The 21,632-nt window shown below is 62.8% G+C and carries 23 protein-coding genes; 9 read left to right on the forward strand and 14 right to left on the reverse strand.

What is annotated here, in order from left to right; translation table 11 throughout:
* Positions 1 to 398 precede the first annotated feature (398 nt).
* Positions 399 to 521 carry a hypothetical protein gene (locus QMZ05_RS03810; RefSeq protein WP_283806591.1) on the forward strand — a complete coding sequence of 41 codons (123 nt, stop codon included), beginning with the start codon at positions 399 to 401 and terminating at the stop codon, positions 519 to 521.
* 36 nt (positions 522 to 557) lie between these two features.
* Here QMZ05_RS03810 and QMZ05_RS03815 read toward each other — a convergent pair whose 3' ends face one another.
* From QMZ05_RS03815 to QMZ05_RS03860, 10 genes are all read right to left on the reverse strand, one after another.
* Complete coding sequence (locus tag QMZ05_RS03815; RefSeq protein ID WP_353699559.1) at positions 558 to 1,562, reverse strand: formate dehydrogenase subunit gamma; 1,005 nt, start codon at positions 1,560 to 1,562, stop codon at positions 558 to 560.
* 42 nt (positions 1,563 to 1,604) lie between these two features.
* Positions 1,605 to 2,201 (reverse strand): formate dehydrogenase FDH3 subunit beta, encoded by a 597-nt coding sequence (fdh3B, locus tag QMZ05_RS03820; protein ID WP_066511431.1) that lies wholly within the window; start codon positions 2,199 to 2,201, stop codon positions 1,605 to 1,607.
* Positions 2,202 to 2,213: 12 nt separating this feature from the next.
* Positions 2,214 to 5,162: a formate dehydrogenase subunit alpha gene (locus QMZ05_RS03825; RefSeq protein WP_353699560.1), complete on the reverse strand. Its 2,949-nt coding sequence runs from the start codon at positions 5,160 to 5,162 to the stop codon at positions 2,214 to 2,216.
* A gap of 10 nt (positions 5,163 to 5,172) precedes the next feature.
* The gene (locus QMZ05_RS03830) at positions 5,173 to 5,382 is read right to left on the reverse strand and encodes a twin-arginine translocation signal domain-containing protein (RefSeq protein WP_074128267.1); all 210 of its coding nucleotides are present in this window, start codon (positions 5,380 to 5,382) and stop codon (positions 5,173 to 5,175) included.
* 28 nt (positions 5,383 to 5,410) lie between these two features.
* Positions 5,411 to 6,190, reverse strand: a complete 780-nt coding sequence (locus QMZ05_RS03835; protein ID WP_353699561.1) for a molecular chaperone TorD family protein — start codon at positions 6,188 to 6,190, stop codon at positions 5,411 to 5,413.
* Positions 6,191 to 6,302: 112 nt separating this feature from the next.
* Positions 6,303 to 6,959: a DUF3306 domain-containing protein gene (locus QMZ05_RS03840; protein WP_353699562.1), complete on the reverse strand. Its 657-nt coding sequence runs from the start codon at positions 6,957 to 6,959 to the stop codon at positions 6,303 to 6,305.
* Positions 6,956 to 7,471 (reverse strand): DUF3305 domain-containing protein, encoded by a 516-nt coding sequence (locus QMZ05_RS03845; RefSeq protein ID WP_353699563.1) that lies wholly within the window; start codon positions 7,469 to 7,471, stop codon positions 6,956 to 6,958. The genes QMZ05_RS03840 and QMZ05_RS03845 overlap by 4 nt, the downstream gene beginning before the upstream one ends.
* Positions 7,468 to 8,475, reverse strand: coding sequence for a DUF6352 family protein (locus tag QMZ05_RS03850; protein WP_353699564.1), 1,008 nt, complete (start codon positions 8,473 to 8,475; stop codon positions 7,468 to 7,470). Before QMZ05_RS03850 ends, QMZ05_RS03845 begins: the two co-directional genes overlap by 4 nt.
* Positions 8,472 to 9,011, reverse strand: a complete 540-nt coding sequence (locus QMZ05_RS03855; protein WP_353699565.1) for a DUF6505 family protein — start codon at positions 9,009 to 9,011, stop codon at positions 8,472 to 8,474. The genes QMZ05_RS03850 and QMZ05_RS03855 overlap by 4 nt, the downstream gene beginning before the upstream one ends.
* The gene (locus QMZ05_RS03860) at positions 9,008 to 9,745 is read right to left on the reverse strand and encodes a biotin/lipoate--protein ligase family protein (RefSeq protein ID WP_353699566.1); all 738 of its coding nucleotides are present in this window, start codon (positions 9,743 to 9,745) and stop codon (positions 9,008 to 9,010) included. Before QMZ05_RS03860 ends, QMZ05_RS03855 begins: the two co-directional genes overlap by 4 nt.
* Before the next feature lie 180 nt (positions 9,746 to 9,925).
* Here QMZ05_RS03860 and QMZ05_RS03865 point away from each other — a divergent pair, with 180 nt between their 5' ends.
* Positions 9,926 to 11,896, forward strand: coding sequence for a 4Fe-4S binding protein (locus QMZ05_RS03865; RefSeq protein WP_353699635.1), 1,971 nt, complete (start codon positions 9,926 to 9,928; stop codon positions 11,894 to 11,896).
* A gap of 82 nt (positions 11,897 to 11,978) precedes the next feature.
* On the forward strand, positions 11,979 to 12,251 hold the full coding sequence (locus tag QMZ05_RS03870) for a hypothetical protein (RefSeq protein ID WP_353699567.1): 273 nt from the start codon (positions 11,979 to 11,981) through the stop codon (positions 12,249 to 12,251).
* Positions 12,252 to 12,268: 17 nt separating this feature from the next.
* On the opposite strand, the gene QMZ05_RS03875 is transcribed toward QMZ05_RS03870, so the two are convergent.
* Complete coding sequence (locus QMZ05_RS03875) at positions 12,269 to 13,528, reverse strand: c-type cytochrome (protein ID WP_353699568.1); 1,260 nt, start codon at positions 13,526 to 13,528, stop codon at positions 12,269 to 12,271.
* A 193-nt stretch (positions 13,529 to 13,721) separates the two neighbouring features.
* Between QMZ05_RS03875 and QMZ05_RS03880 the strand changes: the two genes are divergently transcribed.
* Complete coding sequence (locus QMZ05_RS03880; protein WP_353699569.1) at positions 13,722 to 13,961, forward strand: hypothetical protein; 240 nt, start codon at positions 13,722 to 13,724, stop codon at positions 13,959 to 13,961.
* Positions 13,962 to 13,984: 23 nt separating this feature from the next.
* Here the strand turns inward: QMZ05_RS03880 and QMZ05_RS03885 are convergent, their stop codons facing one another.
* Complete coding sequence (locus QMZ05_RS03885) at positions 13,985 to 14,203, reverse strand: hypothetical protein (protein WP_353699570.1); 219 nt, start codon at positions 14,201 to 14,203, stop codon at positions 13,985 to 13,987.
* A gap of 257 nt (positions 14,204 to 14,460) precedes the next feature.
* On the opposite strand from QMZ05_RS03885, the gene QMZ05_RS03890 reads away from it, so the two are divergent.
* Positions 14,461 to 14,889 carry a hypothetical protein gene (locus tag QMZ05_RS03890; RefSeq protein WP_353699571.1) on the forward strand — a complete coding sequence of 143 codons (429 nt, stop codon included), beginning with the start codon at positions 14,461 to 14,463 and terminating at the stop codon, positions 14,887 to 14,889.
* Between the two features lie 531 nt (positions 14,890 to 15,420).
* Here QMZ05_RS03890 and QMZ05_RS03895 read toward each other — a convergent pair.
* Positions 15,421 to 16,446, reverse strand: coding sequence for a histone deacetylase family protein (locus QMZ05_RS03895; protein WP_353699572.1), 1,026 nt, complete (start codon positions 16,444 to 16,446; stop codon positions 15,421 to 15,423).
* Positions 16,447 to 16,516: 70 nt separating this feature from the next.
* Positions 16,517 to 17,221 carry a GntR family transcriptional regulator gene (locus QMZ05_RS03900; protein WP_353699573.1) on the reverse strand — a complete coding sequence of 235 codons (705 nt, stop codon included), beginning with the start codon at positions 17,219 to 17,221 and terminating at the stop codon, positions 16,517 to 16,519.
* A gap of 148 nt (positions 17,222 to 17,369) precedes the next feature.
* Between QMZ05_RS03900 and QMZ05_RS03905 the strand changes: the two genes are divergently transcribed.
* The 4 genes from QMZ05_RS03905 (at position 17,370) to QMZ05_RS03920 (ending at position 21,629) form a co-directional block, all read left to right on the forward strand.
* The gene (locus QMZ05_RS03905; protein WP_353699574.1) at positions 17,370 to 18,143 is read left to right on the forward strand and encodes a class II aldolase/adducin family protein; all 774 of its coding nucleotides are present in this window, start codon (positions 17,370 to 17,372) and stop codon (positions 18,141 to 18,143) included.
* A 55-nt stretch (positions 18,144 to 18,198) separates the two neighbouring features.
* Entirely contained in the window at positions 18,199 to 19,749 is a 1,551-nt protein-coding gene (locus QMZ05_RS03910; protein ID WP_353699575.1) for an ABC transporter substrate-binding protein, read from the forward strand.
* A 72-nt stretch (positions 19,750 to 19,821) separates the two neighbouring features.
* Positions 19,822 to 20,793 carry an ABC transporter permease gene (locus QMZ05_RS03915; RefSeq protein WP_353699576.1) on the forward strand — a complete coding sequence of 324 codons (972 nt, stop codon included), beginning with the start codon at positions 19,822 to 19,824 and terminating at the stop codon, positions 20,791 to 20,793.
* Positions 20,790 to 21,629: an ABC transporter permease gene (locus QMZ05_RS03920; RefSeq protein WP_353699577.1), complete on the forward strand. Its 840-nt coding sequence runs from the start codon at positions 20,790 to 20,792 to the stop codon at positions 21,627 to 21,629. Before QMZ05_RS03915 ends, QMZ05_RS03920 begins: the two co-directional genes overlap by 4 nt.
* The last annotated feature ends 3 nt before the right edge of the window (positions 21,630 to 21,632 follow it).

A 21,632-nucleotide genomic window follows, 5' to 3' on the forward strand; every position in this document is an offset into this window, starting at 1 on the left:
CATGTGGGCCCATGCTTCGCCCGAAATGGGTGCCGCGTTCAACTAGAAAAAAATCGCGTCGGACAAGTGAGAGCAATGCCGATCACCTGTGCGATAACGAGATGTGCCTGGATCCATCTTCCGCGCGGGTAGTCCAACGCCTCAATAAACGGTGAACGACGGGCTCAAACCGGATCTTCGGATGGACGAGACCGGCAAGAACCGCGAACTGGAATACCGAAGCCAGGGTAGTCGCGCGTCGACTTGCGTCGGGGGCGCGGCCGGCCAACGCAAGAAGGACATCAATCCTTCAACGAATGCAAATCAGCCATTGCCGTTGACATCCGTTCGATCATTGCTATCCGCAATGAGCCGTTTTGTGTAAGCTCACGAAATCCCGGTTTTTTGGGAGAACGGCGATGAAGTCCTTCTTGCTCGCCTGCGCGGCCGCCATTGTTCTGGCAGCAATTGGGGCCGCGGTTTTAAACCGCGTGCAGGAGCCGGTGCAACAGGCCTTTGCAACGACGGGCGTGCGCCTTTAGTGGGACGCGCTAAACGTCTGGGGCTGCGTGCGCCACCTACTCCGCGGCAGTGGGCTGTGTTCGCGCGTCGTTTGCACCGGTCCGCGCGTTCTCCTGTTCGAGCCAGAGACTATGGTGCTCCTTCGCCCAGTTGACGTCGACGGTGCCGCTACCCATCGCCTCGAACGCCCCTTCCATGCCTATCGTACCGATATAGATGTGGGCCAGCATCACCGCCATGAACAGCATCGCCACGGTGGCGTGGACGACCTGCGCGAGCTGCATCCCTTCGATACCTGATAGATAGAACGGGAACATCAGCTCATATCCGGTGGCTGCCACCAGGCCCCCGCCAATCACAACGATCCAATAGATTGCCTTCTGGCCGGCGTTGAAACGATAGGCCGGCGGATGGTCGTGACCCACGATGCCGCCGCCGCGCTTGAGCCAAGCGGCATCCACCTTATTCGGGATATTGCCGGCGAGCCACATCAGGAAGATCAGAACGACGCCAATCGTGAACGGGAAGCTCAGGTAGTTGTGCGCATATTTCGCCCATTGCGACCATTCGGAAAACGCTTCGTGACCCATCAAGGGCAAAAGCAGCGTACGACCGAAAGTGACGTTCAATCCCGAAAGCGCGAGAATGATGAAGCAGGTCGCCGTCATCCAATGCACGAAGCGTTCGAATGAGCTAAAGCGCACGAGGGTCCGGCCTGAACGACCGCTCTGAAGCCGCACCATGCCCCGGGTCAGATAGAAAATGATCAACGCCGCAAGCATGCCAAGAATGGCGATACCGCCTATCCAGTGCAGCGTCACGTTCCGGAACTCACGCCATTCACGGCCTGCCGGCTGCTCAAGCACGCCGGAGCGCTGGTCGGGAATGCTGACGCGTCCCTGGACCCGGTTCAGTTCCTGGAGAAGCTGCTGCTCCTTGACTGAGCTCGCCGTCGGGTTGACCTGCTGGGCGACGGACGGTGAAGCCGCGGAGATGAGCAGCAGCAGCAGCAGCACGCCCGTGCCAATCACGAGACGGGCAAATCGCGCAAGACACACCATCAATTCCTCCCGATACTGGGTGATCGCTGGCGATGCGGTTTTTCAAGACTCGATCGTCTCGCGATACGCGGTCTTCCAGCCCCAGGCGCCAGAGCCGTAACCGCGCTTCATCACACGCTCCTTGTAGATCTGGGCAATGATTTCGCCGTCGCCAGCAAGCAACGACTTGGTCGAGCACATCTCGGCGCAGAGCGGCAACTTGCCTTCGGCGAGACGGTTTGCGCCGTATTTCTCGTACTCCGCCTTGCTGCCGTCGGCTTCTGGGCCTCCGGCGCAGAACGTGCACTTGTCCATCTTGCCGCGCGAGCCGAAATTGCCGACCTTCGGATATTGCGGCGCTCCGAACGGACAGGCGTAGAAGCAATATCCGCAGCCGATGCAAAGGTCCTTGGAATGAAGCACGACACCGTCGGCCGTCGTGTAGATGCAATTCACCGGGCATACCGCCGCGCATGGGGCGTCGGTGCAATGCATGCAGGCCATCGAGACGGAACGCTCGCCCGGTTTGCCGTCATTGATGGTGACGACGCGGCGCCGGTTGATGCCCCAAGGCACCTCGTGCTCGTTCTTGCAGGCGGTGACGCAGGCATTGCATTCGATGCAACGGTCGGCGTCGCAGAGGAATTTCATACGTGCCATGGTCGTTGCTCCTTATGCCGCTGCGATCTGGCAGAGGGTGACTTTGGGCTCCTGCATGCCGGTCGCCGGATCGTATCCGTAGGTGGTGATCGTGTTCGCGCTTTCGCCGAGCACGATCGGATCGGTGCCCTTCGGATAATTGCCGCGCAGATCCTTGCCTGCGAACCAGCCGCCGAAGTGGAAGGGCATCCAGGCGACCCCCTTGCCGACGCGTTCGGTCACCAGCGCCTTCATCCTGGCGCGCGAATTGTTTTCGGCGCCAGTCACCCAGACCCAGCCGCCATCCTTGATGCCGCGATCGGCGGCATCAGCCGGGCTGATCTCGATGAACATGTCTTGCTGCAATTCGGCAAGCCACGGGTTGGTGCGTGTTTCTTCGCCACCCCCCTCATATTCGACGAGACGCCCCGACGACAGGATGAGCGGGAATTGCTTCGCGATCCCCTTCTCCACCGCGGCCTTCTGCACGGAGAAGCCGATGTTCGGCAGGCGGAATTGCTTGGCATCGGGCAGCGTTGGATATTTCGCGACCAGATCGACGCGCGGCGTGTAGATCGGTTCGCGATGAACCGGAATCGGATCGGGCAAGCCGAACGCGTTCATGCGCGCCTTGCCGTTGCCGTAGGGCACACAGCCATGTTTGAGCGCCACGCGCTGGATGCCGCCGGACAGGTCGAGCGACCATGACACCGCATCCGGATTGGCGGAGTTGATCTTGGTGATGGTGGCCATCTCCGCCTCGCTGAGATCCTTGTCCCAGCCGAGCTTCTTCAGGCTCGCCAGCGTGAATTCCGGATAACCGTCCTTGATCTCCGAGTCCTTGGAGTAAGAACCGTCCGCAAGCAGGCTCACCTTGCGCGTGGTGCCGTCGGGCAGCTTCTCCTCGCGCTCGATGCCGAAGCGCGGACGGAACGTGCCGCCGCCATCCATCACACTCAGGTTGGTATTGTAGAGCAGCGGAGTGCCGGGATGGCGCACCTCGGGCGAGCCCCAGCACGGCCACGGCAGACCGTAATAATCGCCGCCGACTTCCGGATCGTCCTTGGGCGCCCGCATGGTCAGGAAGTCGAACTTGGCTTGGTTCTTCATGTGCGCCTTGAGACGCTCGGGCGACTGTCCGCAATAGCCGGTCGACCAGCTGCCGCGATTCATCTCGCGCAGGATATCTTCGGCCTCCGGCAGGTTGTTCTCGACCTTGATATTTTTGAACATTTTGTCGACGAAGCCGAGTTTCTTCGCCACGAGGTACATGACTTCGAGGTCATCCTTCGATTCGAAGATCGGCTTCACGATCTGCTCGCCCCACTGCAGCGAGCGGTTCGAAGCCACGCGCGATCCCTTGCACTCGAATTGCGTGGCAACCGGAAGAATGTAGACGCCGTCCTTGCGTCCCGCCTCGACCGACAGCGATGCCCAGGTGGTTGGATGCGGGTCGGCGATGACGAGCAGCTCGAGCGCCTTCAGACCATTAAGGGATTCCGGAACGCGCGTAATGCTGTTGCTGGCATGTCCCTGCACGAACACCGCCCGCACGTTGTCCTTCTGCGCGACCTGCTCTTTCGGCAGGGTCGCCGCGTCGAACCAGCGGGTCAGCGGGATGCCAGGGGTTTCCATGATCTGCTTGGAGTCGAAGCGCGACTTCAGGAAGTCGTAGTCGACCTCCCAAACCCGTGCCCAGTGCTTCCAGGCACCTTCGGCAAGGCCGTAGTAGAACGGCAGCGTGACGATATCGAGCCCGACGTCGGTCGCTCCCTGCACATTGTCATGGCCGCGGAAGATGTTGGCGCCCATGCCCGGTCCACCGACATTTCCAGTCATCAGCAGCAGGATGCAACTCGCCCGCACATTGGCGGTGCCGACTGTTTTCTGGGTCTGCCCCATGGCCCAGATCAGCGTCGACGGCTTTTCCGTCGCGAACATCTTGGCGACACGCTTGAGCTGTTCGCCAGGAATGCCGCTGACGCGCTCGACTTCCTCCGGATTCCATTTCTCCACCTCTTTACGGAGATCGTCGAACCCGTAGACCCGTTGCCTGATGAACTCCTTGTCCTCCCAGCCGTTCTGCAGGATGTGCCACATGATGCCATAGAGCACCGGGATGTCGGTACCTGGCCGCATCCGGACATACTCGGTCGCGTGGGCCGCGGTCCGTGTCAGGCGCGGATCGATGACGATGAAGTTTGCCTTTTGAAGCTCCTTGCCCTCGAGCAGATGCTGTAACGAGACCGGATGCGCCTCGGCCGGATTCCCGCCCATGATCATCTGGGTCTTGGCGTTGCGGATATCGTTGTAGCTGTTCGTCATCGCACCGTAGCCCCAGGTATTGGCCACGCCGGTGACGGTTGTCGAATGGCAGATGCGTGCCTGATGGTCGGTGTTGTTGGTGCCCCAGAATGCGCCGAGCTTGCGGAAAAGATAGGAGCCTTCGTTGGTCATCTTGGCCGATCCGAGCCAGTAAACGGAATCAGGACCGGACTTTTCGCGAATTTCGAACAGCTTGTCGCCGATTTCGTTGACCGCGGTGTCCCAGGAAACGCGTGTCCACTGTCCGCCCACAAGCTTCATCGGATAGCGCAGCCGACGCTCGCTGTGCACGAGCTCGCGCACCGATGCGCCCTTCGCACAATGCGATCCGCGATTGATCGGAGAATCCCAGCTCGGCTCCTGACCGATCCAGACGCCGTTCAGTACCTCCGCGGTCACGGTGCATCCCACGGAGCAGTGCGTGCAAATGCTCTTGCGAACCGCCGCCCCGGATGTGAGCGGACCTGCTATCGCCGCTTTCGCCGTCCGCACGCTGCCGGGCGGCAGCGTGGTCAATGCGGCGAGCGCCCCCCCGGCAAGGCCCGATCGGCGCAGGAAAGCGCGGCGGTCGAGACCACTCCGTTGTCCGGACAAGCCTGCCGCGATGGATCCGCTTGAGGTGATTGCGGAACGCTGTTGTGTTCTCTTGATCAGCACGGCCGCCTCCTCAGCCAGGATAGCGATTGACGCGGTAATAGGCCTTCACGTGGTCGGTTTCCTTGTAGCGCGCCTTGCGTTTCTCATCGTCGGTCTCGCTGTCGGCTTGTGCGGGCGCAATCAGGGGTGTCGCCAGTGTCGCTCCCGCGCCGATGGCGCCGATTCCGGCCTTGCGAAGAAAGTCGCGGCGGCCGGCTGTCGTTTTCCTCTCGTCTCTCATCGCATTACTCCTGGACCAGCGGAGCCGGTCAGTTGGCGAACGTGAAAGCTTCGGCTTCTATTTCCAGAAAGACCCGTCCGAGTGTCCCGACCGATCGGTAGAATCCGGCGTTTTCCGCCTTCTCCATGTCGGCGAACAAGCGTCCCATCCAGAGCGAGACGTGCTTCTCGAAGAAAACGCGTTGTGCGTCCGGCGATGGCGAAGGGCCTGCCGCCGCAAGCTCCGCCATGATCTCGCACAACGTCCCCGCGTGATCCTCGGGCTCGAAATTGTTCTCCACCCTCTCGATACCGAGCAGAGCCAGATCGTCGCGCAGGCGCGACAACGGACGTTCGTTGAGAAAGCCGGTCAGGTAATAGGATGCGTAAGGCAGCAACTCGCCACGGCCGAGACCGACGAACAGATCGAAATATTCGTGCTCGACCTCGGACACGACGGCGGCCGATGCAGCGTCGGCAAGAGCTGCATGGGCGCGCCCCAGCGGGGTCGCATCGCCCTTCAGCTGCGCGATCTGCTCAAGCAATGCTGCCGACGGCGCGGACCAAAGCAAGTTTGCAAGCAGCGCATATTCCCGGGCGCGCGCGGCATCGATCGGATCAACCGCGTCGCCCACCACGACAGGCTCGCTGTAGAGATCGGGGCGAAGCAGCTTGCGCGGGACGCCCGTTACGGCCTCGACCGCGATCACGCGTTGCGCAGGCACCCTGTTCCAATTCGACACTGAAGGCTGGGCAATACCGATCTTACGGGCAAGCTCGGCCACGCCGCCCGCCGCATCAATTGCCCGTTCAAGTCCCACATCGCGCACGCCGACCTCCTATCCCAGGGGCCAATTGCGTTTGCGGACGAAAGATTACGGCGCGCGCCGCGAAGCGGTCAATCAACAGCCATAGCTTGAGGCTATCGCATTTAGTCGCAGCCTACCGGGGCAGCGCCCCGCCATGTGTGCGGCGCGGAACGGCAGCCTCATCGCTCGCAGCAACCGGTTGCGGTGCAGCAGAATCCGGCGGCAATTCCTTCACCGCGCGGTCCCCGAGCCGATGAGGATCCGAGACTGTCTTCACCGGGTTGGATGACGGCGCAAGATCGGGCGGCAGATGAGCCGATTGCGCTCCCGCTTCGGCGGCCTCCGTTTGCGGGTTGGCGAGGCTTTTGGCAGCCTCTGCCACATCCCCGACGATGCGACGGACAAGCGCGCCAACCTGCTCGGCCGAATAGTCTAATGGGCCGAAACCCGCCATGGCGTTCGGGTCGTTGAAGTCCCAGGCGTTCTCCGCCAACCCGACGAAATCGCGGATGGCGGGATCGGCACTCCAGGCACGACGAAGCGCCGCCCGGCTCAACTCCTGCGGAATGCCCTTGCGCAGGAAGGCCGTGATGTCAGTGGCGGCATCAATCGATTCAATGGGAGGCAAGGTCGAAAGATCCGGCTGGGGGAGAGCCGGCACCGCCGGCGCAGGGTCTGCCGGCGCCGGCGCGTGCGCCTCGACCACTTGTTCCGGCGCCGGTTCGACGTGATCGGGCTTCGCCTCCTGCTTGCGACGCGACCAGCGCGCCAGGAAATGCTCGTCACTCATTCGTGCCCACCTTCGTGGTGACGCCGCGCAAGCGCCTCCGGATCGGCGCGTCGCCGCTCGCGCTTGACGAACTCCGTCTCGACGTGGTGCTGCGTGATGAAATTTTCAATCGCCTGACGTAGCACCTCCGGCATCGGCACCGCCTCGACCAGATTGGCACCGGCTTCGGTGAATGCCTCCCCTTCCGCGGGATCCGCGGTGACCGCCGAAACGACATAGGGCCAGGCGCCCTCGGAAGGAGTCAGTATAATCCAGACACTGGGATCACCGCTGGCGAGATTGTCGCGGTAGCGCGCGGCTTCTGAACGATAGAGATCGACTATCGCGCTCCCGGCATAAAACAGCGTCGTTCCCCCCTGCTCCCGTAGGACGGTCCACGGCGTCATGTCAGGCTCATCTGGCAACACGCCCGTGCCACGCCAGACGAAATCCGTCCACGGGGATTGCGCGCTTACCCGCTCAACCACGACGCCGAGCGGAATGCGCAACAACGGCAGGGCGGCGGAACTCACGTCATGGCCTCCAGGTGCTTGATCGGCAGCCCCGTCAACAGATTTTGCGGTTTCATCCGCACAAGCTGATCGGGGCTCATTGCCAGTATCAGATAGACGCCCTCGCGCCCGACGGCGTCGACGACCAGATGTGCATCGGCGAAAGTCACCCGGAACAACGCCAGCACGCGTGCCATCGTTCGGTCGTCGAGCGTCTCGCCATGCCACAGCCGGTCGCCGATCCCTGTGGCTTCGGTATCGAGCCCGACATACCAGGCGAACTTCGCATCGCGCAGGGCGGTGAGCGGCTCAATTGCGACGTCGACCCCGAGCAAATGAGAAATCCAGAGTTTCATGACGTCCGCCAGGGCAGCCGGCCCTCGCGTTCCGTTGCTGAAATCGAGCGCAAGATCGAACTGATCGCTGCGATGCCAGTAGCTGTCGGCATTCGCATCGCCCAGGACGTCGACCCCCGCTCCGGTCGCGCCCCCCAACATGGAGATCAGCGACAACACCGGCGTGGGACTTGGTCCGCTGGTGACTTCCTCGTCAGCCAGCAGCAACGAATGCTCGTGCGGAATAATGCGCTGAGACCTGAAGAGCAATTCGGCCGCGCGCAGCACGAACGGATCCTCGCAGCCATCGAGTGCGTTGCGCAGGATGACGTGCACGAGCTGGTTCAGGAACAGGGGTGGCAGGTTGATTGATCCTGACCGAGCGAGCGCAAGATAGGCCGCCTCCAACGTGGGTTCGCGCAGCAAGAGGTCGCGGAACGCCAGCACGAAGCGCCAATTCTCCCGGGCATCCGCATCGACGATCGCGGCAACCTCTTCCCCGGCAACCGCCCGACGCGGATCGGCGAGCAGCTCCCGATGCAGCCTGCGTTCGATCTCGCAGGCATCGCCCGGCGGCATCAACTCGGGACGAGCGAAATAGGCCTTCAGCAACTGTTCGGTCGCCACGAGCCTGCCGCCCGCATCTCGATCGAGCAAGTGATGGCCGCAAGCGATCCAGAAGTCCCTCATCGCCGTGACGGCTCCGCGCTGATATCCGCAAGATCGAGATCGCTGTCCGGCTCGATGTCATCCTCGACTTCCATGAACGAGAACGCATTGCCGTGACGCTGCCCCTCCCGCAGTTGCAGCCTGCGGAATGACTCGCGCACCTCGCCATCGTTTGCCGAGCGGTGGACGGCGATCAGCGTGCTGACGGGATGGGTGCAGAGCGACTGCGCAAAGGCGACCTCTTCGGCCGCGGCAAGGTGCGCAGCAGCAAGATCCGGCGCGCCGAACTGTTCTACCAACTGTTTTGCAAGAAGCTCCACCAACGCGCGGCGGTCGTCCTCTGTCGCAGGGACGATTTGCGCCAGCGTCGACCAGCCCCAGGACTGCACGCCAAGAAAGCCGCTGCGAAACGCTGAACGGGCCTTGCCGCCGAGCTTCGCGGGATCCTGATCGCAAAAGCGGAACGCGCCTGAAACCGCCCAATCTCCCGGCTCCGCGGCCACGTCGAATACGAACCTGTCGGACGGATCGAGCGCGATGGTGCGCAAGAGTTTCACAGACGCGGCCCTCCAAGGTTTGGATCGAGCCATGAGGGCGACAGCAAGCCTTTTCTCAGGTCCTGCCGCACGGTCACTTCTGACCCGATCCGGCGCGTGATGAGGTCGCCATTGTCAGCTATCGCATGCGCGACCTGCGGCTCACGCGACAGCCGACCCAGGAATTCGCGTGCGATACCGTCGAATCCATCGGTTTGCCAGCCGTCCAGCGCGCGCATCAGATGCCGCGCAAAGCTTTCCGTGACCTGAACCGCGCCGGTCTCGCCGAACCCCTCCTGATCCAGCGCGGTAGCGAGCGGATACAGGCCAGCGTCCGTGTCGGTCATCGCAACAGTCCGGATCATGGCGCCGAACACCAGCCAGCGCGGAGGCGTGTCCTCCTTCGCTGATGCCGGCCAGCCGAGCCGTCCGCCGCCAACAAGGCCACCGTCGACACGGACCGTGTCGGGCCATTCGATCGCGATCGCCTTGTTCGGCGGTGCGTAGCCACGCAAGGCATCGGTCAGCGCCACCATCCCCGCGTAGAAGGCGCGGCGCGCGGTGTGCAATGGCTCGCTCGGTTCGAGCACGACGGCGAACTCGGCAAGATCGAACCGCCCCACATAGGTCAGTGTACCTGCCCCACTCGCCTTTGCGATATCGATTGCGTGGGCAAAGGCGTCACGACTTTCGCGCAGCCTCACCAGCGTGAATGGCGGAGGCAGATTGATGGGCTCCGAAACCGCAGAGCGCATGGGGGCTGTCGGTGTCAATCGGACCTCCAGCTTCCTTTTCCTTTCTCGTGAGAATAACTTAATCGAGCAGAAGGATTGACGCGAGTCTGCTCGCGATCGTTCCCTGCCTCTCGGTGAGGTAAGCGGCTGCGCATGTCCGAACCGCCAAAAGCAATCCTGATCTGCTCGTGCGAGGACACGATGCGTCTCGACACGGGCGCGATCAGGCGTGGATGCCGCAAAAGCGAAATCGCCGGATTCCGTCAGCTCTGCCGCGCTGAGCTCGATGATTTTCGCAACGCGGCGAAGGCGGATGGACCACTCATCGTCGGCTGCACCCAGGAGGCGGCGCTGTTTACCGAGGAAGTGAAGGAGCGTGCCGGGGCGATGGAATTCGTCAACCTTCGGGAGACGGCCGGCTGGTCGGCCGAGGGTGCGAAGGCGGGCCCAAAAATGGCAGCTCTGCTTGCAGCGGCGTCGGAGGCTATGCCGGATTTTCCGTTTGTCACCCTGTCGAGCGGAGGGGTGGTCCTGATCTACGGCCGCGACGAGGTGGCGATTGAAGCTGGCCGACTGCTTGCCGAGCATCTCGACGTGACGGTCATGATCGCAGGGCCAGCGCAAATCATGCCGCCGGCAACGACGTTGTTCCCTATCGTCAAGGGAACGATCCGCAACGCCCGGGGCTATCTGGGAGCGTTCGAGCTGACGGTCGACGACTATGCGGCCCCGCGCCCCTCCTCGCGCAACGCGCTCGTCTTCGAAGCTCCGCGCAACGACCTGACATCGCGCTGCGACATCGTCCTTGATCTCTCCGGCGGAACGCCGCTTTTCTCCGCCCATGAGCTGCGCGACGGCTATCTCCGCGCCGACCCGCGAGATCCGGCTGCGATGCTGCGTGCCGTGCTGAGGGCGCGCGACCTCGTCGGCAGCTTCGACAAGCCCAAATACGTCAATTTCACCCCCGAGATTTGCGTCCATTCGCGCTCGAAATTGACGGGTTGCCATCGATGCCTCGATCTCTGCCCGACCGGAGCGATCAGCCCGGATGGCGATCATGTCAGGATCAATGCGGAGGTCTGCGCCGGTTGCGGGCAGTGCGCCGCGGCCTGTCCGACGGGCGCAGCGACCTATGCCTTGCCGCCGGCCGACGCCCTGCTTCACAAATTGCGCGCGACGCTGCTGACCTATCGTGAAGCCGGCGGCTCGAATGCGGTTATGCTGTTTCACGATGGCCAACAAGGCACTGCGCTGATCGATGCTCTCGCCCGCCACGGCGACGGGCTTCCTGCCAACGTGCTGCCGTTCACCGTCAACGAGGTGACGCAGGTCGGCCTCGAAGCGATTGCAGCCTGCTTTGCCTATGGCACGGCGGCAATCCGGTTCCTGCTACGGGCCAAACCGCGTCACGACGTCGCCGGTCTTCGCCGAACCATAGCAATGGCTGATGCGATTGTTGTCGGGCTTGGATTTTCCGGCCAACGTGTCTCAACGATCGAAACGGATGATCCTGATGTGCTGGGAGACGTGCTGCGGGCCATCGAGCCCGCGCCGGCCGCAGAGACTCCCGCAACCTTCAAGACGGTAGGCAAGCGGCGCGACCTGCTTCGTTTCGCTCTTCGCGAGTTGCACCGCGTTGCGCCTGCACCGACTGACGTGATTGCTTTGCCGGAAGGCGCGCCGCTCGGAGCGATCAGTGTCAACGTGGACGGCTGCACCCTGTGCCTCGCCTGCGTTTCGGCCTGCCCCACCGGCGCCCTCCGCGACGATCCCGAGCGTCCCGTGCTCAAATTCGTCGAAGATGCATGCGTGCAGTGCGGATTGTGCCAGAGCACCTGCCCGGAAAAGGTCATCACCTTGAAGCCGCAGATCGACTTCCGCGCCGCCACCGCTCCAGCCCGCATCATCAGGGAAGAAGAGCCAGCGCTTTGCATCCGGTGCGGCACGCCCTTCGGCGTGAAGAGCACGATCGAGAAGATCGCGGCGAAGCTCGAGGGCCGGCACTGGATGTATCCCGCGGGCGACAAGCGGCTGGACGTGGTCAGGATGTGCGCCGACTGCCGCGTCGTCGTCATGAGCGAGCAGCAGTTCGATCCGTTCAACGACATTCCGGAACGCGCTCCGCCCCGGACGACGGATGATTATTTGCGCCAGCGAGAAAACAAGGATTAGCCGGAGATCACGAACAAGTAATCAATCGATTAGCAACAATGGGGAGTGCGTTATGTTTCGTTGTACGAACGCAAGATTCTTCGTGACCGCGTTGTTTGTTGGTACCATTGCAATGCAGGCTGTGCCGGCCGAGGCTGCCGTATCAAAGGCCGACAAGGCCGTCCTCAAGCGGGCGATCGTGGCCTGCAAGGCGGAAGCGAAGGGCAAGAAGATCAAGTGGCTCTCACGCCGGAAATACGTCAACAATTGCGTCACGGAGGCAATGAAGGACCATCCCAACATGGACGTCTCCGCCATGCTCAAGAACCGTCCGAATCTAACGGATCTCCCGGTCGAGCAATGGCCCGGGTATTAGACCTTCACCAAGGTGCGTCATTTCGATGTCGCGCGCCCGAGAAAATCGGTTAGCGCCTTGCGATCCTCCGCAGATCCAATCCGCTGCTCCGGCATTTTTGTGCCGGGCGTATAGGTGTTCGGACCGAGTTCGAACAATTTCGACACCGTCTCGGGCGTCCATACGAGGTTCATGCTCTTGAGAGGGTCCGAGAAGCGATAGCCCGGCAACGACGCAATCCTGCGCCCATAGAGGCCCGCAAGCGTGGGGCCAGCCCGTTGCGCGTCCTTCTCCGACAGAGTGTGACAGGCAACGCACGCCCTAAACACCTCGGCGCCGTGATCTCCGGTATAGGCGGCAAGCGGATCGCTCGGCGCGGCTTGCGACGGGCCGACGGCAGCTCCGGTCCGCGCGTTCCAACGCCAGACCTTGCCGTCGGCGCCACCGGTCAGCAATGTCGCGCTGTCCGGCAAGAACGCGACCGACCATACGGGCGAACCGGAATCGGCCAGCGTTTGCGCGATGGTCCGCGCTTTGCGATCAATCAAGGCAACGCTGCCGCCAATTCCCGCAGCCGCCACCGACGTGCCGTCCGGAGAGATTGCCAGCGCGACAATAGGCCTCTGCCCAGCTTGCACTTCGCCGCTCTCGTGGCCCTCCATCGTCAGAAAGCGCAGCTTCCCATCGGCACCACCCGCAACGATCTCGCCGTCAGGCGTGACTGCCACGGCGTTAAGAGGTGGTCCCAGCGCAACGACGTTTGGAGTGCCGCCCGCCAATGGCCAGATCCTCAGCTCACGATCGTATCCGACGCTCACCAGAGATCTTCCATCGGGTGTGAATGCGACGCCGTTGACCTGCTGCGAATGCCCTTCCAGCACCTGCTGCGCGCCATCGCCCAGTGACCAGACGCGAACCGTATGGTCCCAGGAGGCGGAAGCCAGTCTTGCGCCGTCCGGCGAGACGGCGAGTGAAACGATCGGCGCGGTGTGGCCCTCGAAAACCTGGTCCGGCTGCTGCCTGCCGGGCGTCCAAATCGCGACCTTCGCATCCGCTCCGGCGGTCACCATTCGCCCATCCTTCAGGAAGGCAACCGCGTTCACCGCATCCGAATGGAAGCGCAGGACCTGCTCGGCGGATTCTGTCTTGAGCGACCATCGGATTGCGGCGGTGTCGAAGCTGCCCGACAGCAGGCTGTTGCCATCGTCGGAGATCGAAATTGCCCGCACCGGCCCGCCATGACCTGCCAATTGCGCCTGCGCCGACGCAGCAACAAGCGCCAGCAGAGCGGCGGTCATGCTCAGACTCGTGGCGGCTCCATGGGCCATTTGCACTCGCCACTCTCGTCAACGTTGGCGGCAGTTGCCCGGTTCAATGCTGCATCGCAGGACGCAACATGCACCTGCTACTCAATGCCGCAACAGTCATTGCCAGCTTGAACCGGATATAGCCTGATCCTATGCTGAGCCGTGACGCGTCAAGGATGACGTCATGCAAATACGACAAAAAACGTATCTGCATCTCATCTCTCTATGGCGATTGCTTCGCAATGCGATCTCGCCACACCGTGAGGGTGTGCCCGCCAAAGCATCGCCGGAGCTCATCTTTACCGCGATCTTGCTGGCGCTTCTCCTCGCCATTCTGGAAATAGACGCGCATCGAGGCGCACTGCAATCGCTTGGTCTGCTGGCGGGCGATCAGTCCGTCCCAGCTGCTTTCTGGAGCCCATAAGGCTTGCTGTGCGTCGTTTCCGATCAGCGTTTGGTTTCCCTCGGAAACACCAATGACCGATCCTCGAAATCCTCGGCCGGCAAATTGTCCATGCTGCGGGCGCTTTGCATGTCATGCAATGTCGATGTGCTTGCTGCACCGGCACGCCCGGTCGTCAAGCCGGAGGGTGATCGCGGGATGCCGGCCAGAGCGGCAAGCAGACCAACGGCAGCGGTGAAAGAAACAATGATCAGAAGCTTCATGCGAAACCTTCCGCTTTGAAATCCAGAAATATCGCGCAGCGATATCCCGCAGTGCTCTGACTAGCGCCAAGCACGGCACCACGGTGTGAACCGCCTCACAGCTCTCGCGATGTTGAGCTGAGCGCTCGCTGGTTCCCGATCTGGAACCGGAGCGGATCACGGGTTGAAATGCTCATGCAGTGAAGGCTCGTCAGGAACGGAGGAAAAATCTCTCCGTTACTTTCCAGGGGCAGAGCATCCGCAGAAGGATGAAGCCCATGAGGAGCCCCATCATTGTCGCCGCATTGGCAATCATGCTTGGCGGCACTACGCTTTCGTCGGCGCAACAGAATGCGCAGGGCGCGGTTGAACTGAGCAACGGCACCAAGGTGCCGCAGAATCCATCGTTACCGAAACTCAGCCTCTCAAACTCCCAGCGCGAGCAGATTCGCAAGGCCGTGCTGACCGAACGCAACGAGGTGGAATTCCGGCTGGCGACCACCAAATCCGCCAAGGACTTCACTCCTGCTGTTGGCGCCAAGATTCCAAAGGGAATTAAGGCCCAATCGTTTCCGACGCCGGTTCTCTCGCAAATGCCCGAGCTGCGTGACTACCTGTACCTGAAGATGAAGGACCAGGTGCTGATCGTGAACGGCATGACCAACAAGATCGTTGATGTGTTCTCGGAGACGCAGCCGCTTTCCTAACTGAATGGTGGCGACCTCTGCGACCCAGGATTCCTTCGCACGCCAACGGCAATCATTGCCTGAATGTCAGAGCTTGCACCGCAAGGCGGGATTAGCCGCGAGCGCCTCGAATCTCCGGACGCCAATTTTCACCGCGACTACAGATTGGGTAGCTCCTCGAAGCGACCGAACACTGAGAGCTCCACGTGAAGCCCTGCACCCTCCACGTCACAGACCAAGCCAAGAGCAACCGCCGACACTTGCACTCGATAGATATTTCTAGATCTCCCAGTGCGACAACCAGCTTGGAATTCGGCGTCCTGGCAGTGCGCCGAAACTCGCCCCTTTGCCCAGTATCTCTCGCCGTCCGGCAGCAAGCCTTGTCCCTCGAGGCGCAACATCCAGTTGATCGGATCGATTCAATCACGACACGCTGGCCGACCAGCAGTCGCCGGACCGGCGCGGAATATGTGGCGCCAACGATGGGATGAAAAGCACGATACCGAACATCCCGCGATATGAATGGCGCGACGCGTCCTTAACGCAATGGCATTAGCGCGCGGCCTCGAATCCGCCGAGCACCGCCGTCAGATTGGCGCCGAGGATGTCGGAGAGATAGCCGCCTTCCTGCACCAGCACCGTCGGCAGGCCGAAGCGGGTGAGCGCCTCGCCGATCCGGCGGAAGCCGTGGGTGGTGACGGCGAGGCCCGCCAGCGGGTCCTTCTCGGAGGCGTCGAGACCGAGCGCGACCACGAGCGCGGTCGGCGCGAAGGAACGGATCGCCTTCTCCGCCAGAGCGAGCGCCTTGATGTAGTCGTCGTCGCCGGTGCCCTTGGCGAGGGGAATGTTGAGATTGGCGCCGAGGCCGGGTCCGGCGCCGCGCTCATGCGCATAGCCCCAGACGAACGGGTAGAAGAACGACGGATCGGCGTGGATCGAGACGGTGAAGACATCCGGCCGCTCGTAGAAGATGCCCTGCGTGCCGTTGCCGTGATGCACGTCGACATCGAGGATCGCGACGCGCTCATGCTTCTGGCGCAGATGCTCGGCCGCGATCGCGCTGTTGTTGAGGAAGCAGAAGCCGCCGGCCATGTCGCGATAGGCATGGTGGCCCGGCGGACGGCACAGCGCATAAACCGCATCCTCGCCGTCGAGCACCATCTGCGCCGCGGTGACCGCGACGTCGCTCGAGGCGCAGGCGCCGGCCCAGGTGCCCTTGCCGATCGGCGCTGCGGTGTCCGCCGTGTGCCAGCCGAGCTTGCCCACGATATGGGTCGGATAGGTGGCGGCGTTGCGCACCGGGTGGATGTTCGCGATCATTTCCGGCCCGGCATCGCCGAGCGCGGACCATTCGTCCCACGCACCTTCGAGAAAGCTCAGATATTCCGGACTGTGCACGCGCGCCCGCGGCCCCTGCCCGAACTTGGTCGGCTCGATCAGCGTGTGCTTGCCGGCTTTCAGGCCCGCCAGCAGGCGGTCGGCGCGCTCGGGCTGCTCGGTGGTGCGCTGGACCACACCGCGGACCAGGAAGAACTGCGGATCATGGCTGCGGTGCAGATCACTGTAGACGGCCTTCACGGGACACTCCTGTTCGATGAATGAGTGAGATGGATCGCGCGACATCGCGCCTGAGCAAGATCACGTGCGTCTATTTCGCCGCCACTGGCCACGCCGGAATCTCACGCACCAGCCGTCCGACTTCGCGCCAGGCATGACCGATGTGATAGTCGACATGCGCGACGATGCGCTCGGGATGACCGGCTTCGATCGCAGCGAGCACCGGTTCATGGGTGCGCGCGATCTCGTGCGGATCGTCATAGAGGCGGCCGATCAGGCCGATCACCATGCGCAGCTCGGAGGCGAGGTCGTCGAACAGCCGCAGCATCCGCCGATTGCCGGCGATCTCGCAGATCAGACGATGGAAGCGATAGTCTTCCTCGACTTGCCGCGCCGGATCGTCGAGATCGGCGGTCTCGTGCAGCACGTCGATCTGCCGGCGCAGCATGTCGCGCGTCTCCGCTGTCAGGTTGCGCGCGGCGAGCACCGCGGCGTGACGCTCGACGCAGAGGCGCAGGTCGTAGATCTCGTCGATATCGTCGGCGGCGAACTGCCGGACGAAGAAGCCGCGGCGCGGATTGGCGACCAGCAAGCCCTGCTGCTCGAGCAGCCGCGCCGCTTCGCGCACCGGCGCCCGGCTCACCCCCAGCTCGCGCGCGATTCCGGCTTCGACCACCTTTGACCCGGGCGGCAGCCGCCCCTGCACGATGGCTTCGGTCAGACGACGGGCGACCTGACCGACCAGGTCCGTCTCGTTGAGGGCCGGCAAGCCGACCGGAGGGGAAATCGTGCGCATCAAAAGGGTCCGTTTCGACCCTTGTACATTATTTAATCGCCGATTGTCGACAGTTTAGACTTGATCAATTCTTAGATTGTCGACAGTTTAGTGACATGGGCATTGCGACGCAACAAAAACGGCCCGCGGACAGGGACTAGCAGCAACGATGACGACGCATGTGCGGCCCGACGCCGTGAAGGACCAGAACCAGCAATTCCGCATCGACCTCGCCGCGGCCTATCGGCTGATCCACCGGCTCGGACTCGATGACAGCATCTACACCCACATCTCGGTGCGGCTGCCCGGCAGCCATGACCGCTTCCTGATCAATCCCTACGGCCTGCGCTTCGAGGAGGTGACGGCCTCGAATCTCGTCACCGTCGATCTCGACGGCGTCGTGATCGACGATCCGCTCGGGCTCGGCATCAATCCGGCCGGCTTCACCATCCACAGCGCGGTGCATGCGGCGCGGCCGGATGTTGCCTGCGTGCTGCACACCCACACGGTGGCCGGCGTCGCGGTGTCCTGCCAGAAGCAGGGACTGCTGCCGCTCAATCAATGGTCGATGCAGTTCACCGGCTGCCTCGCCTATCACGATTACGAAGGCATCGCGCTCGATCTCGACGAACGCGAGCGCCTGGTCGCCGACCTCGGCGACAAGTTCGTGATGGTGCTGCGCAATCACGGCATGCTGACCTGCGGCCGTTCGGTCTCGGAAGCCTTCAAGCTGATGCACAATCTGGAGCGCTCCTGCCGCGCGCAGCTTGCGATCCAGTCCGCCGGCGCCGAGATCGCGCCGCTGTCGGACGCGGTCGCGCACAAGACCGCCGGTCAATACGCAACCTTCTACGACGCCATCGAGACCAACGGCGTGCCCGACACCGAGTGGGCTGCCTTCAAACGCATGCTCGCGCGCACCGATCCGGAGTTCGTGAACTAGTTGCCAGCCGTAGCCCGGAGCTGCCGCCGGGACATTCCAGCAAGAGAGATTGGACATGTTGAAACGAGTGTTTCTGAGTCTTTTGGTGGCGAGTGCCCTGAGCACCGCGGCATTTGCCGAGGAACCGAAATCCGGCGGCGTGATCAACGCGGTGATCCAGCCGGAGCCGCCGGGCCTGATGGTCGGCCTGGTGCAGAACGGGCCGACCCAGATGGTGGCCGGCAACATCTATGAAGGCCTGCTGCGCTATTCGCCCAAGCTCGAGCCGCTGCCAGGTCTCGCCGAAAGCTGGAGCGTCAGCGAAGACGGCAAGATCTATACCTTTAAGCTGCGCAAGGGCGTCACCTGGCACGACAACAAGCCGTTCACCTCGGCCGACGTCGCGTTCTCGATCGACTTCCTCAAGCAGACCCATCCGCGCGCCCGCGGCAACCTCGCCCAGCTCGACAGGGTCGAGACCCCCGACGATTACACTGTCGTGTTCACGCTGAAGCAGCCGTTCGGCCCGTTCCTCGGCATCTTCGAAGTCGGCTCGCTGCCGATGATCCCCAAGCACATCTACGAAGGCACCGACTACAAGACCAACCCCGCGAACAACACTCCGATCGGTACCGGCCCGTTCATGTTCAAGGAATGGCAGAAGGGCTCGTTCATCCGCCTGGTCAAGAATCCGAACTACTACGTCAAGGGCCTCCCCCATCTCGACGAGATCTACTGGCACGTGATCCCCGACGCCGCCGCGCGCGCGGTGGCCTTCGAGACCGGCAAGGTCGACGTGCTGCCCGGCGGCTCGGTCGAGAATTTCGATGTGCCGCGTCTCACCAAGCTGAAGAATGTCTGCGTCACCGGCGCCGGCTGGGAATTCTTCAGCCCGCACTCCTGGCTGTGGCTGAACAACCGACAGGGCCCGACCGCGAACAAGAAGTTCCGCCAGGCGCTGATGTATGCGATCGACCGCAACTTCGCCAAGGACGTGATCTGGAACGGCCTCGCCAAGATTGCGACCGGCCCGTCGGCCTCCACGATCAAATATTACACCGACAAGGTGACCACCTACGACTATGACCCAGCCAAGGCCAAGGCGTTGCTGAAGGAAGCCGGCTACAATGGTGAGAAGGTCCGCCTGCTGCCGCTGCCCTATGGCGAAACCTGGCAGCGCTGGGCCGAAGCGATGAAGCAGAACCTGCAGGACGTCGGCGTCAATGTCGAGATGATCGCAACCGACGTGCCCGGCTGGAACCAGAAGGTCGCCGACTGGGACTACGACATCGCTTTCACCTATCTCTATCAGTATGGCGATCCCGCGCTCGGCGTAGGCCGCAACTACATCTCGAGCCAGATCTCCAAGGGCTCGCCGTTCAACAACGTCGAAGGCTATTCGAACCCCGAGATCGATCAGCTGTTCGCCGACGGCGCCACCGCCTTCCCCGACTCCAAGCGCGAGGAGATCTATCTCAAGGCGCAGAAGATCCTGACCGACGACGTGCCGGTGGCGTGGCAGCTCGAGCTCCAGTTCCCGACCATCACCCGCTGCAACGTCAAGAACCTCATCACGACCGCGATCGGCGTCAACGACGGCTTCCGCGACGCCTGGCTCGACAAGTAACGACGCTTCCCGCCGCGGCGTCATCCAGCGCCGCGGCTTCCGCCAAATCCTCGAACGCACCCGACCTCACCAATGCTCGCATTCATCGCCCAGAGACTTGCCAAGGCCGTCGTCGTGCTGCTCGCGATCGTGGTCTTCAATTTCATGCTGATCCGGATGGCGCCGGGCGACCCGGCGATGGTGATGGCGGGCGAGGCCGGCGCCAGCGACAAGATTTTCGTCACGCAATTGCGCGAGAAGTTCGGGCTCGACCAGCCGCTGCCGGTCCAGCTTTATCGCTACGTCAAGGGCATCGTGACGCTCGACCTCGGCTTCTCGTTCCGCCAGCAGATGCCGGTCGCCAAGCTGATTGCCGAGCGGCTGCCGGCGACGCTGCTGCTGACCGTCACGGCCTTCGTGATTTCGCTGCTGCTCGGCGTCCTGCTCGGCACGCTGGCCGCACGCTTTGCTGGCACCTGGGCCGATACTGCAATCACGATCCTGGCACTGATTTTCTACGCCACGCCGCTGTTCTGGGTGGCGCTGATGGCGATCCTGCTGTTTTCAGTCGCGATGGATTGGCTGCCGAGCTTCGGCTACGAGACCGTCGGCGCCAATTACACCGGTCTCGCCCATGTGTTCGACGTCGGCGCCCATCTGATCTTGCCGGCGACGACGATGGGCCTGTTCTTCATGGCCACCTACGCCCGCATGACCCGCGCCTCGATGCTCGAGGTGAAGCGGCATGACTTCGTCAAGACCGCACGCGCCAAGGGCCTGCGCGACGCCGTGATCCAGCGCCGCCATGTGCTGCGCAACGCATTGCTGCCGGTGGTGACGCTGGCGGGCTTGCAGGCCGGTACGCTGGTCGGCGGCGCCGTGCTTACCGAGACCGTGTTCGCCTGGCCCGGCATCGGCCGGTTGATGTACGAGGCGCTGCTGCAGCGAGACTACAATCTGCTGCTCGGCGTCTTCGTGGTGTGCTCGGCGATGGTGCTGGCCTTCAACCTGATCACCGACCTGATCTACCGCGCGGTCGATCCCCGCATCGAGTTCGCCTCATGAGCAAGTTCTGGCGCACCATGCTGCGCAACCCCGGCGGCGTGATCGGCCTTACGATCCTGCTGCTCGCGATTGCGACCGCGATCTTCGGCCCGCTGCTGTTTCCGACCTCGCCCTGGCGTATGGTGCAGCGGCCGTTCTTGCCGCCGTTCACGGTGCCCGGCCTGCCGCTTGGCACCGATGCGCTCGGCCGCGACGTGCTTGCCGGCATCATCTATGGCGCCCGCGTCTCGCTGCTGGTCGGCCTCGTTTCGACCATGGCCGCGCTCGCGGTCGGGATTCCCGTCGGCGCCCTCGCCGGCTATTTCGGCGGAAAGGTCGGCGACGCCCTGATGCGCTTCACCGAATTCTTCCAGACCGTTCCGAGCTTCGCACTCGCCATCGTGCTGGTCGCGATCCTGCAGCCCTCGATCGTCTCGATCGTGCTGGCGATCGCGATCGTGAGCTGGCCGCCGGTCGCCCGCTTGGTGCGCGGCGAGGTGCTGTCGCTGCGGACGCGCGAATACGTCCAGGCCGCGATCGTCACCGGACAGAGCCACAGCTGGATCATCTGGCGCGAGATCCTGCCCAACGCGCTGTCGCCGGTCATCGTGCTGGCCTCGCTGATGGTCGCTACCGCGATCCTCCTGGAATCCTCGCTCTCCTTTCTCGGCCTTGGCGATCCGAATCTGATGTCCTGGGGCTACATGGTCGGCGCCGGCCGCACCGTGATCCGCCAGGCCTGGTGGATCACGCTGTTCCCCGGCATCGCGATCCTGCTCTCGGTGCTGGCGCTGAACCTGATCGGCGAAGGCCTCAACGACGCGTTCAATCCGCGCCTCAACAAGGAAGGGCGTTGACGC

Origin of the sequence: Bradyrhizobium sp. INPA03-11B, from assembly GCF_040446015.1 — a bacterium.
Taxonomy (GTDB): domain Bacteria; phylum Pseudomonadota; class Alphaproteobacteria; order Rhizobiales; family Xanthobacteraceae; genus Bradyrhizobium; species Bradyrhizobium macuxiense_A.